This is a genomic window from Anatilimnocola aquadivae (assembly GCF_049819085.1).
Classification (GTDB): Bacteria; Planctomycetota; Planctomycetia; order Pirellulales; family Pirellulaceae; genus Anatilimnocola.
Window position 1 is genome coordinate 5,563,558 of record NZ_CP187419.1, and the last position, 21,574, is coordinate 5,585,131.

The 21,574-nt window shown below is 57.6% G+C and carries 17 protein-coding genes and 1 tRNA gene; 13 read left to right on the forward strand and 5 right to left on the reverse strand.

The window, feature by feature from the left end; all coding sequences use genetic code 11:
• Positions 1-47: 47 nt before the first annotated feature.
• Together NA78x_RS21905 and NA78x_RS21910 are read right to left on the reverse strand one after the other, a co-directional pair.
• The gene (locus NA78x_RS21905) at positions 48-1,151 is read right to left on the reverse strand and encodes a glucose 1-dehydrogenase (protein WP_425614515.1); all 1,104 of its coding nucleotides are present in this window, start codon (positions 1,149-1,151) and stop codon (positions 48-50) included.
• Between the two features lie 374 nt (positions 1,152-1,525).
• The gene (locus NA78x_RS21910) at positions 1,526-2,503 is read right to left on the reverse strand and encodes a hypothetical protein (protein ID WP_425614516.1); all 978 of its coding nucleotides are present in this window, start codon (positions 2,501-2,503) and stop codon (positions 1,526-1,528) included.
• Positions 2,504-2,784: 281 nt separating this feature from the next.
• On the opposite strand from NA78x_RS21910, the gene NA78x_RS21915 reads away from it, so the two are divergent.
• From NA78x_RS21915 to NA78x_RS21930, 4 genes are all read left to right on the forward strand, one after another.
• Positions 2,785-5,784: a DUF2341 domain-containing protein gene (locus NA78x_RS21915; protein WP_425614517.1), complete on the forward strand. Its 3,000-nt coding sequence runs from the start codon at positions 2,785-2,787 to the stop codon at positions 5,782-5,784.
• Positions 5,785-5,962: 178 nt separating this feature from the next.
• Entirely contained in the window at positions 5,963-8,218 is a 2,256-nt protein-coding gene (locus NA78x_RS21920; protein WP_425614518.1) for a spermidine synthase, read from the forward strand.
• 42 nt (positions 8,219-8,260) lie between these two features.
• Positions 8,261-9,367 carry an alpha/beta hydrolase family protein gene (locus NA78x_RS21925; protein ID WP_425614519.1) on the forward strand — a complete coding sequence of 369 codons (1,107 nt, stop codon included), beginning with the start codon at positions 8,261-8,263 and terminating at the stop codon, positions 9,365-9,367.
• Positions 9,368-9,390: 23 nt separating this feature from the next.
• Entirely contained in the window at positions 9,391-10,395 is a 1,005-nt protein-coding gene (locus NA78x_RS21930) for a threonine ammonia-lyase (protein ID WP_425614520.1), read from the forward strand.
• 108 nt (positions 10,396-10,503) lie between these two features.
• On the opposite strand, the gene NA78x_RS21935 is transcribed toward NA78x_RS21930, so the two are convergent.
• A tRNA-Leu gene (locus NA78x_RS21935) sits at positions 10,504-10,586 on the reverse strand.
• 361 nt (positions 10,587-10,947) lie between these two features.
• Here NA78x_RS21935 and NA78x_RS21940 point away from each other — a divergent pair.
• The 3 genes from NA78x_RS21940 to NA78x_RS21950 all read left to right on the forward strand — a co-directional run bounded on the left by NA78x_RS21940 (position 10,948) and on the right by NA78x_RS21950 (position 13,079).
• Positions 10,948-11,655, forward strand: a complete 708-nt coding sequence (locus NA78x_RS21940; RefSeq protein ID WP_425614521.1) for a hypothetical protein — start codon at positions 10,948-10,950, stop codon at positions 11,653-11,655.
• Between the two features lie 256 nt (positions 11,656-11,911).
• Complete coding sequence (locus NA78x_RS21945; RefSeq protein WP_425614522.1) at positions 11,912-12,379, forward strand: hypothetical protein; 468 nt, start codon at positions 11,912-11,914, stop codon at positions 12,377-12,379.
• Between the two features lie 370 nt (positions 12,380-12,749).
• A complete protein-coding gene (locus tag NA78x_RS21950; protein WP_425614523.1) occupies positions 12,750-13,079 on the forward strand; it encodes a hypothetical protein in 330 nt (109 codons plus the stop codon).
• A 16-nt stretch (positions 13,080-13,095) separates the two neighbouring features.
• On the opposite strand, the gene NA78x_RS21955 is transcribed toward NA78x_RS21950, so the two are convergent.
• A complete protein-coding gene (locus NA78x_RS21955) occupies positions 13,096-14,985 on the reverse strand; it encodes a CocE/NonD family hydrolase (protein WP_425614524.1) in 1,890 nt (629 codons plus the stop codon).
• A 375-nt stretch (positions 14,986-15,360) separates the two neighbouring features.
• On the opposite strand from NA78x_RS21955, the gene NA78x_RS21960 reads away from it, so the two are divergent.
• Positions 15,361-17,004 carry a peptide chain release factor 3 gene (locus tag NA78x_RS21960; protein ID WP_425614525.1) on the forward strand — a complete coding sequence of 548 codons (1,644 nt, stop codon included), beginning with the start codon at positions 15,361-15,363 and terminating at the stop codon, positions 17,002-17,004.
• Between the two features lie 123 nt (positions 17,005-17,127).
• Positions 17,128-18,438 carry an alpha/beta hydrolase gene (locus tag NA78x_RS21965; RefSeq protein WP_425614526.1) on the forward strand — a complete coding sequence of 437 codons (1,311 nt, stop codon included), beginning with the start codon at positions 17,128-17,130 and terminating at the stop codon, positions 18,436-18,438.
• Between the two features lie 47 nt (positions 18,439-18,485).
• Here the strand turns inward: NA78x_RS21965 and NA78x_RS21970 are convergent, their stop codons facing one another.
• Positions 18,486-18,983, reverse strand: a complete 498-nt coding sequence (locus NA78x_RS21970) for a hypothetical protein (RefSeq protein ID WP_425614527.1) — start codon at positions 18,981-18,983, stop codon at positions 18,486-18,488.
• A gap of 318 nt (positions 18,984-19,301) precedes the next feature.
• On the opposite strand from NA78x_RS21970, the gene NA78x_RS21975 reads away from it, so the two are divergent.
• From NA78x_RS21975 to NA78x_RS21990, 4 genes are all read left to right on the forward strand, one after another.
• A complete protein-coding gene (locus tag NA78x_RS21975; RefSeq protein ID WP_425614528.1) occupies positions 19,302-20,264 on the forward strand; it encodes a sugar phosphate isomerase/epimerase family protein in 963 nt (320 codons plus the stop codon).
• 83 nt (positions 20,265-20,347) lie between these two features.
• Positions 20,348-20,722: a CoA-binding protein gene (locus NA78x_RS21980; protein WP_425614529.1), complete on the forward strand. Its 375-nt coding sequence runs from the start codon at positions 20,348-20,350 to the stop codon at positions 20,720-20,722.
• 15 nt (positions 20,723-20,737) lie between these two features.
• Complete coding sequence (locus tag NA78x_RS21985) at positions 20,738-21,112, forward strand: cupin domain-containing protein (RefSeq protein WP_425614530.1); 375 nt, start codon at positions 20,738-20,740, stop codon at positions 21,110-21,112.
• 51 nt (positions 21,113-21,163) lie between these two features.
• A complete protein-coding gene (locus NA78x_RS21990; RefSeq protein WP_425614531.1) occupies positions 21,164-21,493 on the forward strand; it encodes a cupin domain-containing protein in 330 nt (109 codons plus the stop codon).
• Positions 21,494-21,574 lie beyond the last annotated feature (81 nt).

Sequence of the window (21,574 nt, forward strand, 5' to 3'; positions counted from 1 at the left end):
CGATTCGGAAGGGCGCGGCTCCTGCCGAGAATGACCTACTTCCAACTCTACTCGTCGGCCACGTTCATATAGACCTTCAATGCGGCCTTTTCGTTGGTCAACAGCTTCATCATTTCTTCGTAGCGTTCGAGTCCTTCGACCGGATTGGTGAGGATCTGTTGTACCACACCGGGGTACATCATCTCGCCCAGCGCCAAGTCGCGAATACCCGACTCAAAATGCTCGCGGTTGGCATTCACGCTACCCAGCAGCAACTTGTTGCCGAGCACCCATTCGATGTTGATCTTGTCCGAAGGGACTTCGATTTTGCGATCGGCACCCGTGATGCTCGTCCAGATCAAGACGCCGTTCAGACCCAAGCAGCGCATGCCGTCGAAGGCCATCTGGCTGCTGCCCGTGGCGTCGATGATGAGGTCTGGCCGGCCGACAGTCTTGACCAGTTCGTCGATGCTCGTTTCGGCAGTGCTGACATAGTTCGCGCCGAGTCCTTGCACGATCTTGCTGTTCAGCGTGCCAGCCTTTGAACGAGCCAGTGAATAAACTTCGAGTCCGCGCAGCTTGAGAATGAGTGCTGAGAGGAGACCGATTTGACCGACCCCAAATACAAACGCGGTCTTCGGGCTCCAGACGCGCATCCGGCGTTGCACTTCATACGCTTGTTGCACAGCCTTCGCGGCACAGCTCATGGGCTCCATCAGCACGTGCAAGTGCTTCAAGCCCTTGGGCACCTTCACGATGTAATCTTCGTGATCGACAAAGTACTCGGTCAGGTACCCATGCAGCAGGTTGATGCCGCGCTCGTAGTACGTTTCTTCGCTCGTCATGTCGTAGGTGCCGATCATGTCGTAGATCGACTTACCTGGACGACGCACCGTGGCTGTGACATAGTCACCCACTTGCACGCGACGCACCTTCTTGCCCACCGCTTCCACAATGCCGAACGACTCGTGGCCGATCACCATGTGCTTGTCGCCCGGAGGGGCCTGGCCGTAGAGGGCTTCGTTGATTTCGCGGTCGGTCGCATCCACACCCACCTTCAGCACTCGTACCAGCACGCCCATCTCGTTGGGAATGTCAGTTACCGCCGGTTTGGCGATCTCTTCCATGTGAACGCTATCTTTTTTGCCCGGATATACAGCAACGGCTTTCATGGCACGACCTGAGAGGTTTTCTGCGGAAAGAAAGCCTGCGATTTTAGCGAAATTGGCGAGTCCCGAGTAGGCCAGCCCGAATAGGCCAGCATGGTACCCCGCGCTGCCTCCGCGCACGACACTCACCACGACCCTGCGGCGGCGCATGACACTCACCCCGCCACTGCGCATGACACTCACCACGCCCCCGCCCCTGCGGCGGGGGTTCATTGGCTTTTGCACTAGCTGTTGCTTGAGCCGACATCCTGCCGGCCTACTTCCCCGTTGGAGTTCCGGCTTTAGCCGGTCCTGTTCCCTGCCTCTTCCCCTACCTGCTGATTGCGCAGCTCCCTAGCCCGAACAGCGCGCAGTTCCGCTCCTTACCGCCCTACTTTCTACTTCGCCTTCCTCATCTTCTTCTCCAACATCGCCTGTCTCGCCTTCCTTTCCTTCCGATTCAGCGGTCGCCGCACCCCGGGACCCTCTTTCGCAGGTGATCCATCGACCCCTGACCCCGGCTCGTTGGACTCCTCACCTGCTCCCGCACGTTCTTCCCGGTGCTCCACCGACACCGTCAGTTCGCAGTCCAACTCGCCGTGAACAGTCCGCCGCGCGGCCTCTTCTTCGTACAGCTTCATCACGGGCCGCGTCGCCGAATCAAAGGCTGCCATTGCACTTACGGGATCGCGAAACTTCTCGTTTCGCATCTCGGCAGCCTCTTTCGCGAACAGCTCTGAACAGTCCCTATTCAGGGGGCTGCTGCGTCGCTCAGCCCGCGCGGGGTCAGGAGTCTTTGGCGAGCGACGATCATCCATCTTCGAAAGTCTCTCTTCGCCATAGACTCCCGACCCCTGACTCGTTGCCCGCTGCTTCGCCGGACCATCTTCATCTTCGCCCAAACCTTCAGCTTCCTCCGCTGCGAGCGCCGCTGCCGCGAGCGAACTGAGCAGCGAAGGCTGCGGCAGCATCGCGGCGTGCTCGGCCAACTTGCACGCGACCATCAGATAGCGCGGGTCGCCGTAGCCCGTCCGAATCGTCGTCACCGAATTCGCCCCGGTGAAGTTAGCCGACTTGCGAACGGTCTTCATCGGACCCTGCGACATACGCCACGCGTTTTCCGCCTGCGAGCACAAGAAATTCAGCCGCTCCGCCGCCATCTGCTCGGCGACGTACAACTGCTGCTCGCGCCGCACGACGTCCTTCACCCCCGGCGACATTTCCACCAGATAAGCGGCCACGCGCTCGATGATTTGACGGATCCGCGTCTGCGAAATCTTCAGCTTGCGCGCTGCGACGCGCGTACTGAACTGCGACACCTTCACCAGTCGATACGCTTCAAAATCTCGCCAACACGGCGGCAACGACACCTGCATGGTCGATCCCCTTCGCGAAAATACGCTGTGCAATCTCACAACACACCTTCGCCAACCTATCAACCACTCGTGACTAGTTAGGTCACGCCCCGCTAGCATTTTTCCAAAGTAGGTCACATCCGCCGGATGTGATCCTAGACCTTCGAGGCGACGCGAAACTGCCATTCCCAGGTCGCAGCGGGCCGCTGCGAACCATTTGAAAAGCGAGAGGCGTCGTGTTTCCAGCCGTGTTAGGATGTCGACCACTTTGCCTCTCCTGCCAAGATTTGAAAGTGTCACTCGTGCGACATCTCTCCGTGTGTCTCTTTGCCCTCGTGGTGATCGCTGGCCTGCTGCCGGGCGAGTTGATTGCCGCTGAATCGCCGTACCAGGAATGGAAGCATTCCGGTTCGCTCTGGCTGCTCACCACGCCCGACGGGGCCGATCTACCGGCTGGTGTCAGTGTCGAAGGCTTTCCGGTCCTGGTTCGACTGCACAAAGATTGGTTCGATTTCTCGCAAGCCAATCCCGCCGGCGAAGATCTGCGTTTTTCCACGCCGGCCGGCGAACCGCTGACCTATCAGATCGAGCACTGGGATACTGCTGCGGGTGTCGCGGCCGTTTGGGTGCGGGTGCCGAAGATCGCCGGCAACGCTCGCCAGGAACTGAAACTGCACTGGGGCCATGAAAACGCCAAAAGTGAATCAAGCGGGCTCGCGGTCTTTCATACGTCGAATGGCTACTTCAGCGTGTGGCACATGGGGCAGCGCGTCAGTGATTCGGTGGGTTCGCTGCCGAGCACCGACAACGGCACGACGGCGATTCCCGGCATGATTGGTCTCGCTCGCCATTTCCCCGGTGGCAAAGGAATCTTCAGCGGCGACAAGCTTGAGAATCTTCCCACGGGAGCCAGTTCGCATAGCACCGAAGCCTGGTTCCGCAGCGAGCGACCGAACACCACCTTGATAGGCTGGGGCAACGAGGGTGGCGGCCGCGGCAGCAAGATTCGTATGCAGTTTCGCAGCCCGCCGCACATCAAAATCGATAGTGATTTTTCAGATGTGAAAAGCGAGAGCCGGTTGCCGCTCAACGAATGGGTGCATGTGGTGCACACCTACAACCGCGAAGATGGCCGCCTTTACATCAACGGCAAACTCGATGGCGCCGCCAAGCCACTGCTGAATATCAAGAGCCCCGCCCGACTGTGGCTCGGTGGCTGGTATCACAACTACGACTTTGTCGGCGATCTCGACGAGGTGCGCATTTCGCAAGTGGCTCGCTCGGCCGATTGGATTCGCCTGCAATACGAAAACCAGAAGCCGAACCAAACGCTCGTCGGCCTGCTGGTTCAGCCTGGAGATGAATTTGCTGTTACGGCGAAGGAAGTGCGTCTGGCCGAAGGTCAGACGACAAACTTCACGGTAAGAGCAGGTGGTGCCCAGCAGGTTTCTTGGGTGTTAAAGCGTGGTGAGCAAGAACAGATCTTAGCGACCAATCAACTGAGACTTCCGTACCAGGCACGCCGAGTGGTGGGCAACCAAGCTGAGACGTTGCAAGTTCGAGCCGTTTATCCCACGGGAGTGAAGACCCAGGAGATTGCGATTTCGATTGCCGACGAAATTCCCGAGGCCATCTTCAAGCTCGTTGCGCCCGCCACTTGGGATGGACGACAAACGCTGGAAATCATTCCGCAAGTCGAGAATGCCGTAGCCCTCAAGAAGCATAAGGCGGCCGAACTGAACTACGCGTGGAACGTGGACGGAATTGCTGTCATCCAGCAAGCGGTTCCCGGCAAACTGATTTTGAAACGAGCCCAGGGAAGTGGTCCGCTGCGCGTTTCGGTCGCCGTCGATAACGGCGGCGAGCAGATCGTCCAGCACGCGACGATTCAGGTGACCGAGCCAGCGAGCAAGGACGAATTTGTCGTCCGACCGATCGGCGAGAACGAACAGCCGGTCGATAATCAGTTTTTTGCCCGCGATGGCCGCGAACCGAACGGTGCTCGCTATGGACAACTGGTTTATGTCGGCACACTCCCTGAAGAAGCAGAGTCTGTGTATCTGCGCGTGTTTGCCGACGACAAATTGTTTGCCGAGCAAACCAGCAAGTTGACCGCCGACAAAAAGTACTCACTGGCCGTCAAGCTGAAGGCCGGGCTGGTGAAGTATCGCACCGAGTTTGGTTCGCTCAGCGGCAATCAAGAAAAGATACTGCATGTCGCGAGCAATCTGGTTTGTGGCGATGCCCTGCTGATTGACGGCCAATCGAATGCCGAAGCGACCGATATCGGCAAAGATGATCCCACGTTCACCAGCGATTGGATTCGCAGCTTTGGGAGTCCGTCGGGCGATCCCAACAACGCCCGGCTGGAGACTTGGGGCAATGCCGTGGCCCGCGATCGTCGCGGCGGCAAGCACCAGATCGGCTATTGGGGGATGGAACTCGCCAGGCAACTCGTCGAGAAAGAGCAGATTCCGATTTGCATCCTCAATGGCGCCGTCGGCGGTACGCGCATCGACACGCATCAGCGCAATCCAGCTGACCCGACCGATGTCAAAACCATTTATGGCCGACTGCTGTGGCGCGTGCAGCGAGCGAAGTTGACGCATGGCATTCGCGCGGTGCTCTGGCATCAGGGCGAGAACGATCAAGGAGCCGATGGACCGACGGGCGGTTTTGGCTGGGAGACCTATCGGCAATACTTCGTCGACATGTCGGCTGCGTGGAAAGAAGACTATCCGAACATCGAGCAGTACTACGTGTTTCAGATCTGGCCCAAGGCCTGCGCGATGGGAATCAACGGCTCGGACAATAGGCTGCGTGAAGTTCAGCGGACCTTGCCCAACCTGTATTCGAACTTGCACGTGATGTCGACGCTGGGAATTCAACCGCCCGGTGGTTGTCACTTTCCGCCTGAAGGGTACGCACAATTTGCCGCACTCATCAGCCCGCTGATCGAGCAGCATCTGTACAAGCGGAAATTTGCGGAGTCAATCACGCCGGCCAATTTGCGCCGCGCGTACTTCACTGCCGACGATCAGAAAGAACTCACGTTGGAGTTCGATCAGCCTGTCGTCTGGACCGACAATTTGGCCAGTCAGTTTTATTTGGACGGTGACGCGAAGCAGGTGGTCTCGGGTTCGGTTAACGGAAATCGGCTCACGCTGAAGTTGAATGCCAAGTCGAACGCCAAGACCGTGACTTACCTAGACAGCAAGAACTGGAGTCAGCAGAATCTACTGAAGGGGCCGAATGGCCTCGCCGCGCTCACTTTTTGCGACGTACCGATCGAACCCCGTTAGTCGGTCGCAACGAATATCGGTGTCAGGCGCAGTAACGCGAACAATCGAAGTCTCCGGCGCGCGGTTTGCCCGCATTGAGGCCGCGCGCCCGGCTGGCTGAGAAATCTGCCGATCCGATTGGCCGGAGGGTGCGTACTACTGAATCGTAGATTACCGACCTAGGGGCGAAATCGAAACCATGAGCGACGCTACCGCAGAGCCGAAAAACGCGCTGGCGCCCGCTGCCTCCGCCCCGCTCGATCGCCAAGCGCAGCCTACCGGAGCGATCGTGGCCAGCTTTGCGGCGACGATTTTCCTCAGTGCTTTTTTGCTGTTTCAGGTTCAGCCACTTCTCAGCAAATTCATCCTCCCTTGGTTCGGCGGCAGCCCGGCTGTGTGGACGGCAGCCATGCTGTTCTTTCAGTTGGTGCTCTTCGGCGGCTATCTCTATGCCCATTTGTTAAGCAGCTGGTGCAGCATTCACCAGCGATTGGCGATCCATCTCAGTTTGCTGGCGATAGCCGCCGTCAATGTTGGCTGGGGAAAGTTGTTGCCGCCGGAGTCGCTTCGCCCGCAAGGTCTGGCTGGCGAAAACCCGCTAGGCCAGGTTCTGCTGCTGCTTGGTGTGACGGTGGGCATTCCCTACTTCGTCCTATCATCGACGGGACCGCTGCTGCAGAAGTGGTTTCACGACACACTGCCTCACACCTCGCCCTATCGTCTGTTTGCACTGTCGAATCTGGGCTCGCTCCTGGCACTGCTCACTTATCCGTTCTTTTTCGAGGTGTTTTGGGGCGTTCATACTCAGACCTACATCTGGTCCATCGGCTATTTGATCTTTATTGTCTTCTGCGGCTACTGTGCCGTTCGCGCGTGGCAGGCGGGACGATTGGCGCTGGCGAACAACTTTCCTCACTTGCGCAAGCTCGATCGTGCGCAAATCGCCCCGCTCAATCCTTGGTCGGTCGCCACCTGGCTGGCGCTACCGGCGCTGGCTTCGGTGATGTTTCTGGCGTTCACCAACGAAGTCTGCCAAAACGTCGCTTCGGTTCCGCTGCTGTGGGTCGTACCCCTGTCGCTCTACTTGCTCTCGTTCATCATCGCCTTTGATCATCCTCGCTGGTACTCGCGCCGCCTGTTCGGCCTGGGTGTGCTCTTGCTGATTGTGCTCGTCACGCACTACGAGTTTTGTGCGGGGCAGATCGATCTGGTTCTCAATAGCCTGCTGGGGAGAACGGGAGACAATGAGATTTCGCTCGTTGATCTGTGGTGGCTGCAAGCGGCCTGCTACTTCCTGGCGCTGTTTGGCATTGCGACCATGTGCCACGGCGAACTCGCGAGGTCGCAACCCGCGCCACAACATCTGACGACCTTCTATCTGACCATGTCCTTTGGCGGCGCGCTCGGCGGCTTGCTCATCAATTTGGCAGCGCCCTACCTGTTCGACACCTTCTTTGAGTTTCCCATTGGGCTCACACTTTCGGCAATCACCGCCGCGACGCTCGTCTATTTTGCCACACAAACGATCTCGTCCGCCGGTGTTCGCTGGGCCCTGAACGGTACTGCCGCCTTGCTCGGGCTGATGTCGATTGGCGGTCTGGTCCGCAATCAGTTGCCGCAGCACGATTCTCCGAATCAGACCGTACACATCTCGCGCAATTTCTACGGCATTGTCGAAGTCATGCACCGGGCCATCGGCGACAAGGACGAAAACTACACGTTCTTCAGTGGCACCGTTCAGCATGGCAAGCAACTGGCCGATCCCGCCCGCCGCAAAACGCCCCTCACCTACTACGGCGAAGGCTCGGGCTGCGAAGTGGCCCTGAAGTACGCGCAGGCAAAGTCTCCTAACTGCCGCATCGGCGTGGTGGGTCTCGGCGTAGGCACCATTGCGACGTATGCCCGCGCGAGCGATTCCGTCCGTTTGTACGAGATCAACCCCGCGGTGATCGATATTGCTCAGGACACGCGCTGGTTTCATTACCTCGGCGATTGCGAAGCCAAACCAGAACTCGTTCTGGGAGATGCCCGCCTGCAACTCGAACAGGAATTGCGGGACGGCGGCAGTCAGAAATTTGATGTGCTAGTAATGGACGCGTTTTCCGGCGACTCCATCCCCACCCACTTGCTCACCCGCGAAGCATTCGAGGTCTACTTTCAACATCTCAAGCCCGATGGTTTGCTCGTGGTACACATCACCAACACCCACCTCGACCTTTACCCAGTCGTACAAAAATTGGCCGATCACTTTGGCTATGGCCATCGCCGCATCTATCAGCAGGGCGATACCGATCGCTTGCTCTATCGCAACTACTACATGCTCATCACCAAGGACGAAGCGTTTCTCAACCAAACTAAGGACGATCTGCAGCACCTGCCCGAATACCTCCGCCGCTCGCGCACCGTCCCGATGTGGACCGACGATTACACCAATCTCACCAGCCTGTTGCGGTGATGGTTGGGTTGCGAGCCATTTCCTGCCCCACCGCATTCGCTCATGAAAAACTCCTGCTTGCCGTTTGCCGTGCTTGCTTCACTGGTTGCCGAGACACTGCTGGGTAGTATCCAGCTCATGGCCGCGGAACCACCTGAACCGCGGGCCAAGAATCATCAGCGCGTGATGACTTTTGTCGATGACCAGGGACATGAACAGCCCGTCAAATCGACTGCCGATTGGGAGCATCGCCGACGAGATATCATCGTCGGTCTCGAAGCGGCCTTCGGACCGCTTCCCGATCGATCCAAGCTCGGCCCTGTCAAGTTTGCAGCGGTGGAAGGGAGTCGCACGGAGACCGCCACGCATGTTCGCGAGAAACTTAAACTGGAAGTTGAAGAAGGAGACTCGCTTCTTGCCTGGTTGCTGGTTCCCAAAGGATTGAAGCAACGGGTTCCCGGGATCGTTGCCATCCATCAAACGAATGGCAAACTCGGCAAGGACGAAGTAGCTGGGCTTGGTGGTTCGAAGAATCTGCAGTACGGATTGGAACTGGTCGAGCGCGGTTACATAGTGATCGCGCCCGACTATCCGACGCTAGGCGAGTACAAGTACGACTTCGAAAAAGATCGTTACCTCTCGGGTTCGATGAAGGGCATCTGGAATCACATGCGGTGCGTCGATCTGCTCGTCGCGCATGACCACGTCGATCACCACCGAATTGCCGCGATTGGCCACTCGCTCGGCGGCCACAACTCGATCTTTCTCGGCATATTCGATCCGCGCGTGCAGGCAGTTGTCACCAGTTGTGGCTGGACGCCGATGCACGATTACTACGGTGGCAAACTCGCTGGCTGGGCAGGCGAGCGTTACGCGCCGCGAATTCGAAGCGTGTACAATCTCGATGCCAATCGCCTGCCGTTCGACTACTACGAACTGATCTCCGCGCTCGCGCCGCGTGGTTTCTTTTCCTGCTCACCGGTAGGCGATAGCAACTTTGATGTTGCCGGTGTTAAAAAGGCGATGCCCGTCGTACGCGAGGTCTACGACCTGTTCGGAGCAGCGGACCGGTTGCAGGTTCGCTATCCGGAATGCGGCCACGACTTCCCGCCCGAGGTCCGCGAAGAAGCTTATCGCTTTCTCGACAAGATTCTGCAACATCGCCGCTAGACGCCCCGCCCCAGGAACCCTGCATGTCGATTCGGATTCCCACCATTGCCGATGTTCGCGCGGCCGAGCACATCATCCGCGAACATGTGTCGCCAGCACCTTTGATTCGGTCCTATGCGCTCGAACAAGCGCTTCAGCTCCCTCCCACGCGCCGTGTTTGGCTGAAAGACTACGGCTGGACTCCCGCCGGCTCCTTCAAACTGCTTGGTGCTCTCAACTGGATGGCGAACTCACTCGAGCGGATCGGCGATCGACCCGTCGCAGCCCATTCGTCGGGCAACTTTGCGTCGGGTATTGCGTTCGCCGGCATGCGCTATCAAAAGCGGGTGATCGTGGTGATGCCCGAAACGGCTCCCCGTATCAAGTTTGAGCGAACCCGCTCATTCGGCGCAGAGGTTCGCACGTACGACATCGCCCGCGATCACGAAACGGGTGAACGCGATCGGATCACGCGCGAAATCGCCGAGCAGCAACAGGCGATTCAAGCTTCGCCCTACGACGACCCGTTCGTGATCGCCGGCAACGGTGTGGGAGCGCTCGAAATCGTAAAAGATCTGCAGCTTGAAGGTCGCGGTGTCTCCCACTTCTTCTGTGGCGTAAGTGGCGGCGGACTAATGGCCGGCCAGGCACTTGCGATTGCCGATGGCTTTCCCCAGGCACACATCATTGGTGTCGAACCCGCTGGCGCAGATGATTTTCGCCAGTCACTGGCCGCCGGCTCGCGCGTGCGCTTGCCCAAGCCCACCAGTATTTGTGATGGTCTGCTGTCTTACGACGTGGGCGAGCACAACTGGCCCATCTTGGAGAAATTCGTTCAGCAATCGGTGGCCATTCCTGATGCCTCGACGCAGCAGGCTATGCGCTGGCTCTACCAACAACACGGCTTGCGAACCGAACCCTCCGGCGCCATCACCGTGGCCGCGCTCCTCAGCGAACAAGTCGACCTGTCCGGCGACGGCGACCTCGTCGTCATCATCAGCGGCCGCAACGTCGACGACAGCGCCTTCCGCTGCTGGATCGGAGAATGATCGCAGTGAAGGAAGTCACGGATTCGTAGAACTTGCGGAGCACTTGGTACTTTGCGAAGCCCAAAAAAGAAGCCGTCAACAGCTTTGAAACTGTTGACGGCTAAGAAGTACCAGAGGCCGGACTTGAACCGGCACGCCCTTGCGAGCACAGGATTTTGAATCCAGCGTGTCTGCCATTCCACCACTCTGGCGTGGATCACTCGGCTCCCCTAAGTCAAAGCCGAGCACCGATTATCACTGCTTCCGAATATTTTTCAAGTGGTTGCCGGCGAAGTACATACGCTCGATTTTGCGGTGGAGTAACCGACGTATTCCTCGCATTCGTTCATTTGCCGGCCGCTAGATGCCTTGGAGTGCCGAAAGGCGTCCGATTTTCGATTTACGGGCAAATCACGGGCAAGTTGCCACCCGGACATTTCAGTCGCATGATGCCGGCGTCCACGCGGTCTGTAACTGATCTTGCGCCGCTGCCTGCCCCGCGCTATCTTGAACTCTTCGAGCTGATTTTCGTCAGCTCTGCCCGCTCAAGATTTCAACGCAAAGGAGGCAGCGATGCCTATCAACGTAACCAAGTTCCCCAGCAAAGAGTTCGCCCAGCAGTTCGAAGAAAACTGCGACCTTGTCCACGAGTACGTGGCCTTCTGCCGCGACGTTGTTCGCCAAGCAAAGGAGTTCGCAAAGACTCAGCCCAAGGCAAAACGCAAAGGTCGCAAAAAGAGACCAGTTAGCTACTGCAAGCTGATCGCGAAGATTGTCGAAGAATCGGAGGTCTCCCCAGCTTTTGCTTACACTGCGAAGCAGATCGGCTCGGAACTCAGCTCCAAAATCGTCGAGTGGATTCTAGACAAGTGCAAAGAAGTTGGCCTTCAGCCAAGTCGTGATCTGCTCATCCAGCTCATGCGAGCCCCAAAGTCCGAACGCCTAGAATTTGCTGCAGAAATGATCGAGCGAAAGTTATCGACTCGTAAGATCACCCAGGAGCGAACTAAGCGGTTCGGCCGCAAGTGCAAAGGAATGAAGAGGGCCCGGCCGCCGAAAACACTGCACGAGGCGAAGGAGCGGATCCGCCTGGAGAAGGGTCGGCTAGAAACTGTTTTTGACACGCTCCTCAAGGTGCGTGAGTGTGCGATTTGCCCACCTGACGGAATCAAGTACCGAGTGCCAGACAAGATTGCTGCTCAGGTCAGGCGATGTATGAAGTCACTGACGACTATGCAAAAGATGCTGGAGAAGCATGGAGTAGAGAAGCAAGCGGCGTGAGAGCAGTGCCGGAATCAACATCACCCGCGTTTTCGCGAGTTCAGCCTCGATACAATGTCCACTACGGCCCCTCCACCATTTACAAATCGTCGGCGATGACCTGATGCATAGGGTAGCGGCTCGAAGTTGCAGAACATTAGATTCACATGGGCTTGCCGGCCGAAACAAGGGTTCACTCACGTTGTGGAACCATGTGGGAATTGTAACCCCATGTTTGGCCCTAACTTGTACTCGCCGAAATAGCGAAGAGGAGATTATGAGTATCGCGGATGAAGAGGAGGAGTTCCAGGACTTTGAATGGTTTGCGATTGACTCTACAGGTGCCGTAGCGTTCTTCACGTCAGGAGGGCGAGGGTTCTTGCCACAATCTGTGAAGATGTCTCGTACGGAATTGGAGAAGATTTGCAGATATTTTAACTCTATCGCTGCTGAGATCACGAGTTTTGAAGGGCCATTCTTGGCGCGACTCGGGTTGGAGTCACGTGCCGATATGTTCAGGCCTGGATACGAGCGTGTTCATGGCGGGATGAGCAAGAAGGGGCTGTATTCGTTCGATTGTCATAGAACTGGCAATATCCCATGCCCTTATTCTTTGTTAACTAAACCAATTGTTGAGTTACGAGTTGAACAACTTCCACGCGATATTTCCAAGATCATTTCAAACACCGTCTATTATGGCAAGTTCGCAGACGAAATTGACGTTTGCTCAGCCGGCATAAGGTGACCAGCCACAGAACAGTGTCACCGCGTAGACGAATGCAGGCACGATTAAACACTGCATTCGTCATTTCGATCCTCCCGTGTGAAACCGGAGCGAATTGAGCGACATCTGGCTCACGCCGCCTTTCAGTTTGCCGTGAGCCGCATTGCGGCAAAAGGCATTTCAATAGCCGTCCTCCAAGCAAATGAAGTTGCTTCTGGGCGAGAAGAAGGCGAAGCTGACCGCCTGCCCCCAATCTCTGGCTAAGTGGGGCGAATACATCAGCACAACCAACACAAAAAGGAGCCATCAATTGGCAAGTATTGCGCGTGAACAGAACGGCTGCCGCTGAATTCAGTACGTCGCGGCGAATGGCCAGCGGCCAACGATCCGCTTGGGCAAGGTCACTCAGCGGGCGGCCGAGGGGATTAAGTATCGGGTCGAGCAACTGCTGGAGACCCAAAACCTCAATCAGCCGATGGGGCCAGACCTCGCTCAATGGGTGAACGGACTGGAGCTTGGCTTAGCGAAAAAGCTGGCCAAGCTCGGGCTGATTCCGAATCCCGAACGGCAAGCGGAAGTCGCGGTCGGCGACTACTTGCATTCTTGGATTGACGCTCGCAAAGGCGACTACAAGAAGGCCAGCGTCATTTCATGGGGCCAGGTGAAGGTGGCCATTGGGGCCAAGACGCTCGTCAGCAAAGTGACCAGGCAGGTGACTTGAGCCACGAGAGGTGGCGTCAATCCTTCGTCTTGGCGACGGGAGGGGCCGGCGTCGGAACCGCTCCAAAGCGGACGCTGGTGGGATGTTTTGCCGAGCGATAGATCCGTTGGGTGGCCTTCTGGAAATCTTCGGCCTTGGCGAAGTGAATGTTGGGGACAAACTTCTGTGGATTACGGTCAACAAGCGGAAACCAGGTGCTTTGAACCTGAATCATCAGTCGATGCCCCTTTTGAAAGCGATGCAGCACGTCCAGAAGTTCCAGCTTGATGCGGGCGGGCTCGCCCGGCACGAATGCTTCCGGCTTCTCGAAGCTGTTGCGATAGCGGCCGCGGATCACTTCGCTGCGGACCATCATTTGAAAGCCCGGCTGATCGGCTGCGTTCGGCGAATCGGGAAACACATCGATCAGCTTCACGACAAAGTCCGAATCGCTGCCCGTCGTCGAGCACCACAGGTCGACCTCTAGCGGTCCGGCAATCAGCAGGTCTTCGGTCAGCGCCGGTGTTTGATATACAAGCACATCGGGTCGGCGGGCGGCAAAGCGCTGATCGTCGAGCATGTACTCGATGTTCATCGTTGGCGAGATCTTCTCGATGAACGGCACCGGCTTGGCGGGATCGCTCACGTACTCGTCGTAGCCTTCGTTCGACGTGGGAGCTGCGTAATCGAGCTTGCCCTCTTCTCGCAAAAAGAGCTGCTTAGGTTGGCTGTTACGCGGTGGCCATTTGTCGAACGTGCGCCAGGCATTGGAGCCCGTTTCGAACACCGTAGCTTCGGCGAGGGGAGTGCCTTTCGTGTCTTTGAGATATCGCTCGAAAAACGGCAACTCGATTTCAGCTCGATAGAACGCGGCTGTCTTCGAACCAAAGGCAATTGGCCCCAGTTTTTCTCCTTCAGTCGAAGCCCAGCCGCCGTGATGCCAGGGGCCAACTACGAGCACGTTGTTTACGTTGGGATTCTGGGCCTCAATGGCCTGATAAGACTTGAACGAGCCGTACAAGTCTTCGGCGTCGTACCAGCCGGTGACCACCATCACCGCCGGAGCTACTTTTTTCAGATGGGGCAGGATGGCTCGCTTTTTCCAGAACTCGTCTCGATTGGGATGGGCCATCATGTGGTCCCAGAAGGGAACGGCGGCTTTCAAGTGCTGCTTGCTGACGTTGTCGTTGTTCACGGCATTCAAGAAAAGCTGATAACCATCGAGCGTTGGGTAGGTTACCGGCGGAGCTTTTTCAGAGGTGGGCTTGGTGCGCTCCTGCGCGTTGTTTCCCAGCCAGCGATAGGCGTGGGCGAGAAAGAAAGCCCCGTTGTGCAGAAAGTCGTCGAAGTACCAATCACCGACGGGAGCTTGCGGCGAGACTGCGATGAGGGCCGGATGTGCGTCGATCATCCCTGCGGAGCAATAGAAGCCCGGATACGAAATGCCGTACATCCCCACGCGGCCATTATTGTTGGCGACGTTCTTCAGCAGCCATTCGATGGTGTCGTAGGTATCGCTACTCTCATCGACATCGTTCTTGGTTCGTTTGTCGGCCTTGTGCGGCGTCACTTGCTCGAACTTGCCATCCGACATGAACCGACCGCGGACATCCTGATTCACAAAGATGTAGCCCGCCTTCACAAAGTGCTCGCTAGGGCCGAGTGCAGCCGCGTACTTGTCGACACCATAGGGACCGACGGCATACGGCGTCCGCTTCATCAACAGCGGATACTTGCGCGAGGTATCGCGGGGCGAATAGATCGAGGTGAACAACTCCACACCGTCCCGCATGGGAATGCGAACTTCCTGTTTCACATAGTTCAGCCGAATGTAGCTTTCGAGCGCACTAGGCTCTTGGGCAAGTGCAAAGGAAGAGGAAGCGAGGCAGAGAACAAGCAGGCAACCGATAGGGGCAAGACTGCGCATGGTGGGTTCTCGTCGAGGAATTCGTCGGATGGAGTCTTGCCCAGTTTACGAGCGTCGGCGGTGCGGAGCCAGTCATTCATACAGGTCCTTCAGCTGAAGCTGGCAGCTAAGGTTGCCCGAAAAGTGCCTGGGTCTTAGAATTGGCTTCATCAGCCATGATCAAGTTTTCCGTCATTTTTCGGCCCACTTCCGCTCCGTGGGAGCGTCATGGACTGGCGCGCGGAACAGGCTGTGGCCCGACGCCACCTTAGATGGCTTTCTTCCTTCTCACGCTCGCGTCGTCCTGTCCGCCAACACCGCTCGTTGGCAAGCCCGCACTTTTGCCACTGCCTTGCCCTCGCCGGCGACAACCATCGCCCGCGGAATTTTGATTTTATGAACCAGACTCCAGTTGCTATCGATCCGGTCGTCACCCGCGAAGCGAGTCGCCGCCGAACCTTTGCCATCATCTCGCACCCCGATGCCGGCAAAACGACCCTCACCGAAAAGCTGCTGTTGTATGGCGGCTGTGTCGAAATCGCCGGAGCCGTTCGCGGGCGCAAATCGCAACGCGCGGCAACCAGCGACTGGATGGAACTCGAAAAGCAGCGTGGCATCTCGGTCAGTTCGACCGTGCTGAGCTTTGACTTCGAAGGGTTTCGCGTCAACTTGCTCGATACCCCGGGTCACCATGACTTCAGCGAAGATACGTACCGCACGCTAATGGCAGCCGATTGCGCCGTGATGGTCATCGACCTGGCGAAGGGAGTCGAAACCCAAACCGAAAAGCTGTTTCGCGTCTGCGCGATGCGCAACATTCCCGTGCTCACCTTTGTGAACAAGGTCGACCGCACCGGTAAGGAACCGCTCGAGATTCTGGCGAACATCGAAGAGAAACTGGGCATCCATGCCGTGGCGTTCAACTGGCCGCTCGGCACGGGGCCGGATTTTCGCGGCATCGTCGATCGCATCTCGGGCGAAGCGCACCTGTTCGATCGCTCCAGTGGCGAACAACGAATTGGCTTTGACGTAAAGCCGTTTACGGAACTGACCGATGCCGATATGGATCCGCTGGTGAGGCAGATTGCGACCGAAGAGTGGGAACTGGTGCTCAGCGCCGGTGATAGTCTCGACCCGATGTTGTTCTTGCAAGGCATGATGACGCCGGTCTTCTTCGGCAGTGCTTACACGAACTTCGGCGTCGAAGATTTCCTCCGCGGCTTTCTCAAGCTCTGCCCCTCGCCCCAGCCTCGACTGAGCGACCACGGCATGATCCCGGTCGATCGCAAAGAATTCTCTGGCTTCGTGTTCAAGCTGCAAGCGAACCTAGACCCTCGCCATCGCGACCTGGTAGCATTCTTGCGTGTGTGCTCAGGCAAGTTCGAGCGCGAAATGGAAGTCGTTCATCCGCGCAGTGGTAAGAAGATCAAACTCCCCCGTGCTCATCGGTTGTTCGCGCAGGGGCGCGAGACGATGGACGAAGGCTTTCCCGGTGATATTATCGGGTTGGTAAATCCAGGTGAATTTCGCCTGGGCGATACCATCTGTTCCGGCAAGCAGGTGAACTTCGAACCATTACCGCAGTTCCCGCCTGAGAACTTCGCCATCTTTCGCTGCGAAGACACGTTGCGCCGCAAGCAGTTCAACCGCGGTCTGGAGCAGTTGATCAACGAGGGTGCCATTCAGTGCTTTACTCGTCCCGGCGGTGGTCAGGTCGAACCCATTCTCGCGGCGGTCGGTGTGCTGCAATTCGACGTCGTAAAGTTTCGCCTGCAAAGCGAGTACAACACGGCCACCAGTGTGAACTGGCTGCCGTACAAGATGGTCCGCTGGATCGAAGGCCCAGCCGATATTCTGGCCGACATCAAGCTCCCCTATTCGACTCGCCGCGTTGTCGACCATTACGGCAAAGAGGCTGTGCTGTTTGAATCGAAGTGGGACTGCGACTATGCCCAGAAAGAAAATCCTCAGGTAAAGTTCTCGCTCGTGAGCAGCACTGAGTTTCACGTGGCCGATGAACTGCACGCCAAAAAGGAATAATCCCCCGGTAGTTGGTAGCAGCGTCCGTGATTCATCTAGGCCGAATTCGCCCGAGCGGGTAAATTCCCCCGGTCAGGTTCTGTGCTGTCCCGCAGAACCATTGCTTGCCGGCAGGATGCCCCGATGAAGACGTCGACCCTGATTGTTCGACTCGCGATTCTCGCGCTAGTCTGCCTCGTCGGCCTTCTTGGCTGTCGCAAGCCGCCGACCATCATCGTCAAGAAGCGGCGCGTTCCTGTCTACTACGACACGCTCTACGAAGAAAAACTGAAGCACACGAAATTGCCTCTCGTCCATGAAGGCTGGGGACCGTTCGTCGAGATCCTTGACGAGCCCGTCGCTGTCATCGCTGCTCAGGGCAAGGCGACGACTTGGGAAGTCTTCTTTGCCACCAATCGCGGCCTGCTGGCCGAAACAGCAGCGAGCGGGCAAGAACGGTTTGGCAACGACGTTCGCAGTGTGCCGCAGTTTGGTCGCGCCGAAATCATGGTGCCGTTTCGTCGCCGTGGCGAAGATCCGCAGCGACAGGCAGAGGCGAATGCACCGAGCAATGTTTCGCCAGCAACCAACTCAGTTTCGCCAGCAACCAACTCAGCGGATCCTTTTTCAAGTGTTCGCTTGGACGAAGTGCGAACCATTGCCTGGCAAGAGTTCGTTTCTGGCGTCAACCGCCAGGTGGGTGCTTCGCGGCAGAAAGACCTGCTGCTATTCGTCCACGGCTTCAATGTCGACTTTGAGTCTGCGCTGATTCGTACGGCTCAGGTGGCGCTCGATCTTCCCTTCAATGGCGCGGTGGTGAGTTACAGTTGGCCATCGCAGGGGGGCGTTCGCAATTATGGCGTCGATGAAACGGTGAATTTCAATTCGGTCGAACCCTTCACGGCGTTCTTGCAGCAATTGCTGGCCGATGTAGCTCCCGAAACACGCGTGAACATCGTCGTACACAGCATGGGGAGTCGCCTGGTGATGCAGTCGCTCGGCAAGTTGCCGGCAACATCGCGCAAGCCGCTCAGCCACGTCGTGTTCTGCGCGCCCGATGTGGGGCGAAGCGACTTCCAGCGCTGGGCACCCGGAGTGATCGCCCAAGCAGAGCAAGTGACGCTCTACGCCAGTACGAGTGACTCGGCGTTAATCGTCTCGAAGTCACTTCATCAAGAGCAGCGAGCCGGCGATTCTCATCCGCCGCTCATCGTGCCGGGAGTCGAGACGATTGATGTCTCGGCCGTCGACTTCGATTTTCTCGGTCACAGTTACTATGGCAGCAATGTCGATGTGCTGGCCGATCTTTTTCGTCTGATCAAAGAGCGTCGGGGGCAGCAGACGTGCGCCTATCTGACTCGCCAGCAAACAGACGCCGGCCACTACTGGTACTTCAGCGACTATGGCGACGTGCTCCACTGGGTGTGGAACTTCGACGACACCATCCAGCGTTGACGCTGCTTCAATAAGCGCGTCGACGCTTCACGCCATCGTCTTCCGCCTTAGCGGTAGCTGCGTTGCAACTTGCTGCTCAGCGATTCGGGTTCGCCGACGCGCTTGGTTGGGCCATCAACGGGCATCATCGCCGAGATGGGCAGCAGGTCGCTCTGGGACTCTTCGAACGTCATCACGTCCGCTGGCGCGAGTTCATCGATGAAGGGCTTGATCGGCGGGAAACGCCACGGGCTGTGATAGTCGGTCATGCGGACCGCTTTGTACATGCCAGGCCAATGGTACGTGTACAGCGGCGGTACGGGATAGTTGTAGCTGCCATTGCAGCCGCAATTGAAACCGTAGTCTTTCCCTTCGGTGTATTTGCGATGGTGACCGTGCCGGCCGCCACACGATTGGCAACCGTTACCACCTTGCGCTGCACCGCAAGTCTGGCAGCCATTGCCACCTTGTCCGGAGGCGGTACCGCAAGTCTGGGCCGAAGCCGAACCAAGCGAAAGGACAACCGTCGCCGCAACAGCGACGGCAGACAGGAAGTAGGCGCGCATGATGCAATCCTCCGCGGGGGGAAAGCTGAATCTCGACAGTACTGCCGGATTGCAGCGTTTGCCGGATTGAGGTGGGGGACTATCGGTGGGGGCTAGCGACCAACGGGCAACCCGTCGGCAGCGAACGTATTTGGTACATCGGCGGTTCGGACTGACAAATGTTCGCCTGAATTGGCGAAAGCGCGGCTCTTTCCGAACCGGACGATTTTACCAATGTTATCGCTGGCAACGCTCGCGAGCGGCTTGCACCACGATTGCATTGCCCGCAGACCTTGCCCAGAATAGCAGGCCCGACCTTTCCTCCCGTGAGCACCTGTCATGCCTTCGTTCGAATTTCCCCGCCGTTCCTGGTTGCAAGCAATGGGTGGCGTGGCTCTCGGAGCCGCCGCGGGCTCAAGTCTGCAATTTCAAACATCCGCCGCCGAGCCAGTCAAGATTCCCAAGACGCTCCGCTATTGCCTCAACATGAGCACCGTCCGCGGTCAAAAGCTGAGCGTACCGGATCAGGTCGATCTCGCCGCCAAGGCAGGCTACGACTCGATCGAGCCTTGGATCGGCGACCTTCGTGCTTATGAGATGAACGGCGGCAGCGTGAAGGATCTGGCCAAGCGAATTTCGGATCATGGGCTGAAGGTCGATAGTGCCATCGGCTTTGCCGAGTGGATTGTCGACGACGATGAAAGGCGGGCGAAAGGCCTGGAGCAAGCCAAGGCCGATATGAACCTCGTCAAGTCGATCGGCGGCACGCACATCGCCGCGCCACCAGCCGGGGCCACGAAGCAAAGCGATCTCAATTTGTTCAAAGCGGCCGAACGCTACGCCAAGCTGCTCGAACTGGGTGTTTCGCTGGAAGTCATTCCGCAAATCGAAGTCTGGGGATTCTCAACCACGCTTAGCAAACTGGGCGAAACGATGCTGGTTGCCGTAGAAAGTAAACACCCAGCAGCCTGCATCCTGCCAGACATCTACCACCTGCATAAGGGCGGCAGCGAGTTCCACGGGCTTACCCTCGTAGCCGGTTCGGCGATTCATTGCTTCCACATGAACGACTATCCTGCCGATCCCCCCCGGGCCACGATTGCCGATAAAGACCGCGTCTTTCCGGGCGATGGTGTCGCTCCCATCACTTCCATCCTGAAGTCACTCTTTGCGAACGGTTTTGCCGGCACTCTTTCGCTCGAGTTGTTCAATCCTGAATACTGGAAGCAGGATGCCCTGCTGGTCGCCAAGACCGGCCTGGAGAAAATGAAAGCCTCTGTCGCGAAGTGCGCCTCCTCTTAACTCCCTCGCCTCGGTACTCCGGGGAAAGGGTTGGGGTGAGGGGCCGACTCCTTGCTCGATCCAGCCACACAAAAGGACTCCACATGCCCACCGTCGCCATCCTCGGCGCTAGTACTGACCGAACCAAGTTCGGTAACAAATCCGTCCGCGCTCATCAAGCCAAAGGCTACACCGTTTACCCCATCAATCCCAAGGCCGATGAAATCGAAGGCTTGAAGGCTTACTCCTCACTGGCCGAGGTTCCAGCGGGGACCATCAACCGCGTGAGTGTTTACTTGCCGCCACAGGTAGGCATCAAGGTTCTGCCCGAGATCGCTGCGCGTGGTTGCGACGAACTGTGGCTCAATCCGGGTACCGAAAGCGATGAACTGATCGCCGCAGCGGAAAGCCTGGGACTGAATGTCATTCAAGCGTGCAGTATTGTCGATGTCGGCATGTCGCCGCGCGAACTTCCGTAGCGAGAGGTAGTTCGGATGGACGTTCGGAATGTTGCGGAGGCTGTCGCTTTCACAACGAAAGATGGCTCCGAGATTCGCGAGTTGCTCGCGCACCGCAACTCGGTCATTCGCAATCAGAGCCTGGCCGAAGCCCGCGTAGCACCCGGTCAGACCACACAGCCTCACTATCATCCTTGCTCGGAAGAAATCTATTACATCTTGCAAGGGACCGGCGAGATGCGCATCGGCGGCGATCGCCAAACCGTTGGTCCCGGCGATGCGATTGCGATTCCGCCCGGCGCGCCGCATCAAATCACGAATACCGGCACTGTAACGCTGCTCTTCTTGTGTTGCTGTGCTCCGGGCTACGAACATCAAGACACGGTATTGCTCGAATCGATGGATGCTTAGCGAATCGATTCCAGAAGTCCTGCCTCACTCACCTCTCCCGAGACTCCGCTCATGAGCAAGTATTTCGTTTCCAAATCTGACTGCTCGCGCCACCAGATTTTTCCCGGTGTGCACATCAACACCGTAGCCGGTGAGAAGACGATGATCTCGATCGTGGAACTCGAACCGCGATCCGAAGTGCTGCCTCATAAGCATCCGCACGAGCAAATGGGAATGCTCCTCAGCGGCGAACTGACTTTTACCATCGGTGACGAAACTCGCACGCTCCGCGCGGGAGAAATGTGGCGCATTCCTGGCGAGATCGTTCACGGCTGCGTGGCCGGTGATGAGCCAGCCGTCGCCATTGATGTCTTCAATCCGATTCGCGAAGACTACCGCTAGTTTGCCTCCCGCAAAACTCTGGCTTTCAGCCGATTTTCATGGCAAATTGCGAGTCTAGCCATTGCACTCCAACGCTCAGGT

Excerpts from the sequence above, each read along its gene's own strand:
- NA78x_RS21905 (WP_425614515.1), bottom strand. The coding sequence starts at position 1,151 with ATGAAAGCCGTTGCTGTATATCCGGGCAAAAAAGATAGCGTTCACATG.
- NA78x_RS21910 (WP_425614516.1), bottom strand. The coding sequence starts at position 2,503 with ATGCAGGTGTCGTTGCCGCCGTGTTGGCGAGATTTTGAAGCGTATCGA.
- NA78x_RS21920 (WP_425614518.1), top strand. The coding sequence starts at position 5,963 with ATGAGCGACGCTACCGCAGAGCCGAAAAACGCGCTGGCGCCCGCTGCC.
- NA78x_RS21925 (WP_425614519.1), top strand. The coding sequence starts at position 8,261 with ATGAAAAACTCCTGCTTGCCGTTTGCCGTGCTTGCTTCACTGGTTGCC.
- NA78x_RS21930 (WP_425614520.1), top strand. The coding sequence starts at position 9,391 with ATGTCGATTCGGATTCCCACCATTGCCGATGTTCGCGCGGCCGAGCAC.
- NA78x_RS21940 (WP_425614521.1), top strand. The coding sequence starts at position 10,948 with ATGCCTATCAACGTAACCAAGTTCCCCAGCAAAGAGTTCGCCCAGCAG.
- NA78x_RS21945 (WP_425614522.1), top strand. The coding sequence starts at position 11,912 with ATGAGTATCGCGGATGAAGAGGAGGAGTTCCAGGACTTTGAATGGTTT.
- NA78x_RS21955 (WP_425614524.1), bottom strand. The coding sequence starts at position 14,985 with ATGCGCAGTCTTGCCCCTATCGGTTGCCTGCTTGTTCTCTGCCTCGCT.
- NA78x_RS21960 (WP_425614525.1), top strand. The coding sequence starts at position 15,361 with ATGAACCAGACTCCAGTTGCTATCGATCCGGTCGTCACCCGCGAAGCG.
- NA78x_RS21965 (WP_425614526.1), top strand. The coding sequence starts at position 17,128 with ATGAAGACGTCGACCCTGATTGTTCGACTCGCGATTCTCGCGCTAGTC.
- NA78x_RS21970 (WP_425614527.1), bottom strand. The coding sequence starts at position 18,983 with ATGCGCGCCTACTTCCTGTCTGCCGTCGCTGTTGCGGCGACGGTTGTC.
- NA78x_RS21975 (WP_425614528.1), top strand. The coding sequence starts at position 19,302 with ATGCCTTCGTTCGAATTTCCCCGCCGTTCCTGGTTGCAAGCAATGGGT.
- NA78x_RS21980 (WP_425614529.1), top strand. The coding sequence starts at position 20,348 with ATGCCCACCGTCGCCATCCTCGGCGCTAGTACTGACCGAACCAAGTTC.
- NA78x_RS21985 (WP_425614530.1), top strand. The coding sequence starts at position 20,738 with ATGGACGTTCGGAATGTTGCGGAGGCTGTCGCTTTCACAACGAAAGAT.
- NA78x_RS21990 (WP_425614531.1), top strand. The coding sequence starts at position 21,164 with ATGAGCAAGTATTTCGTTTCCAAATCTGACTGCTCGCGCCACCAGATT.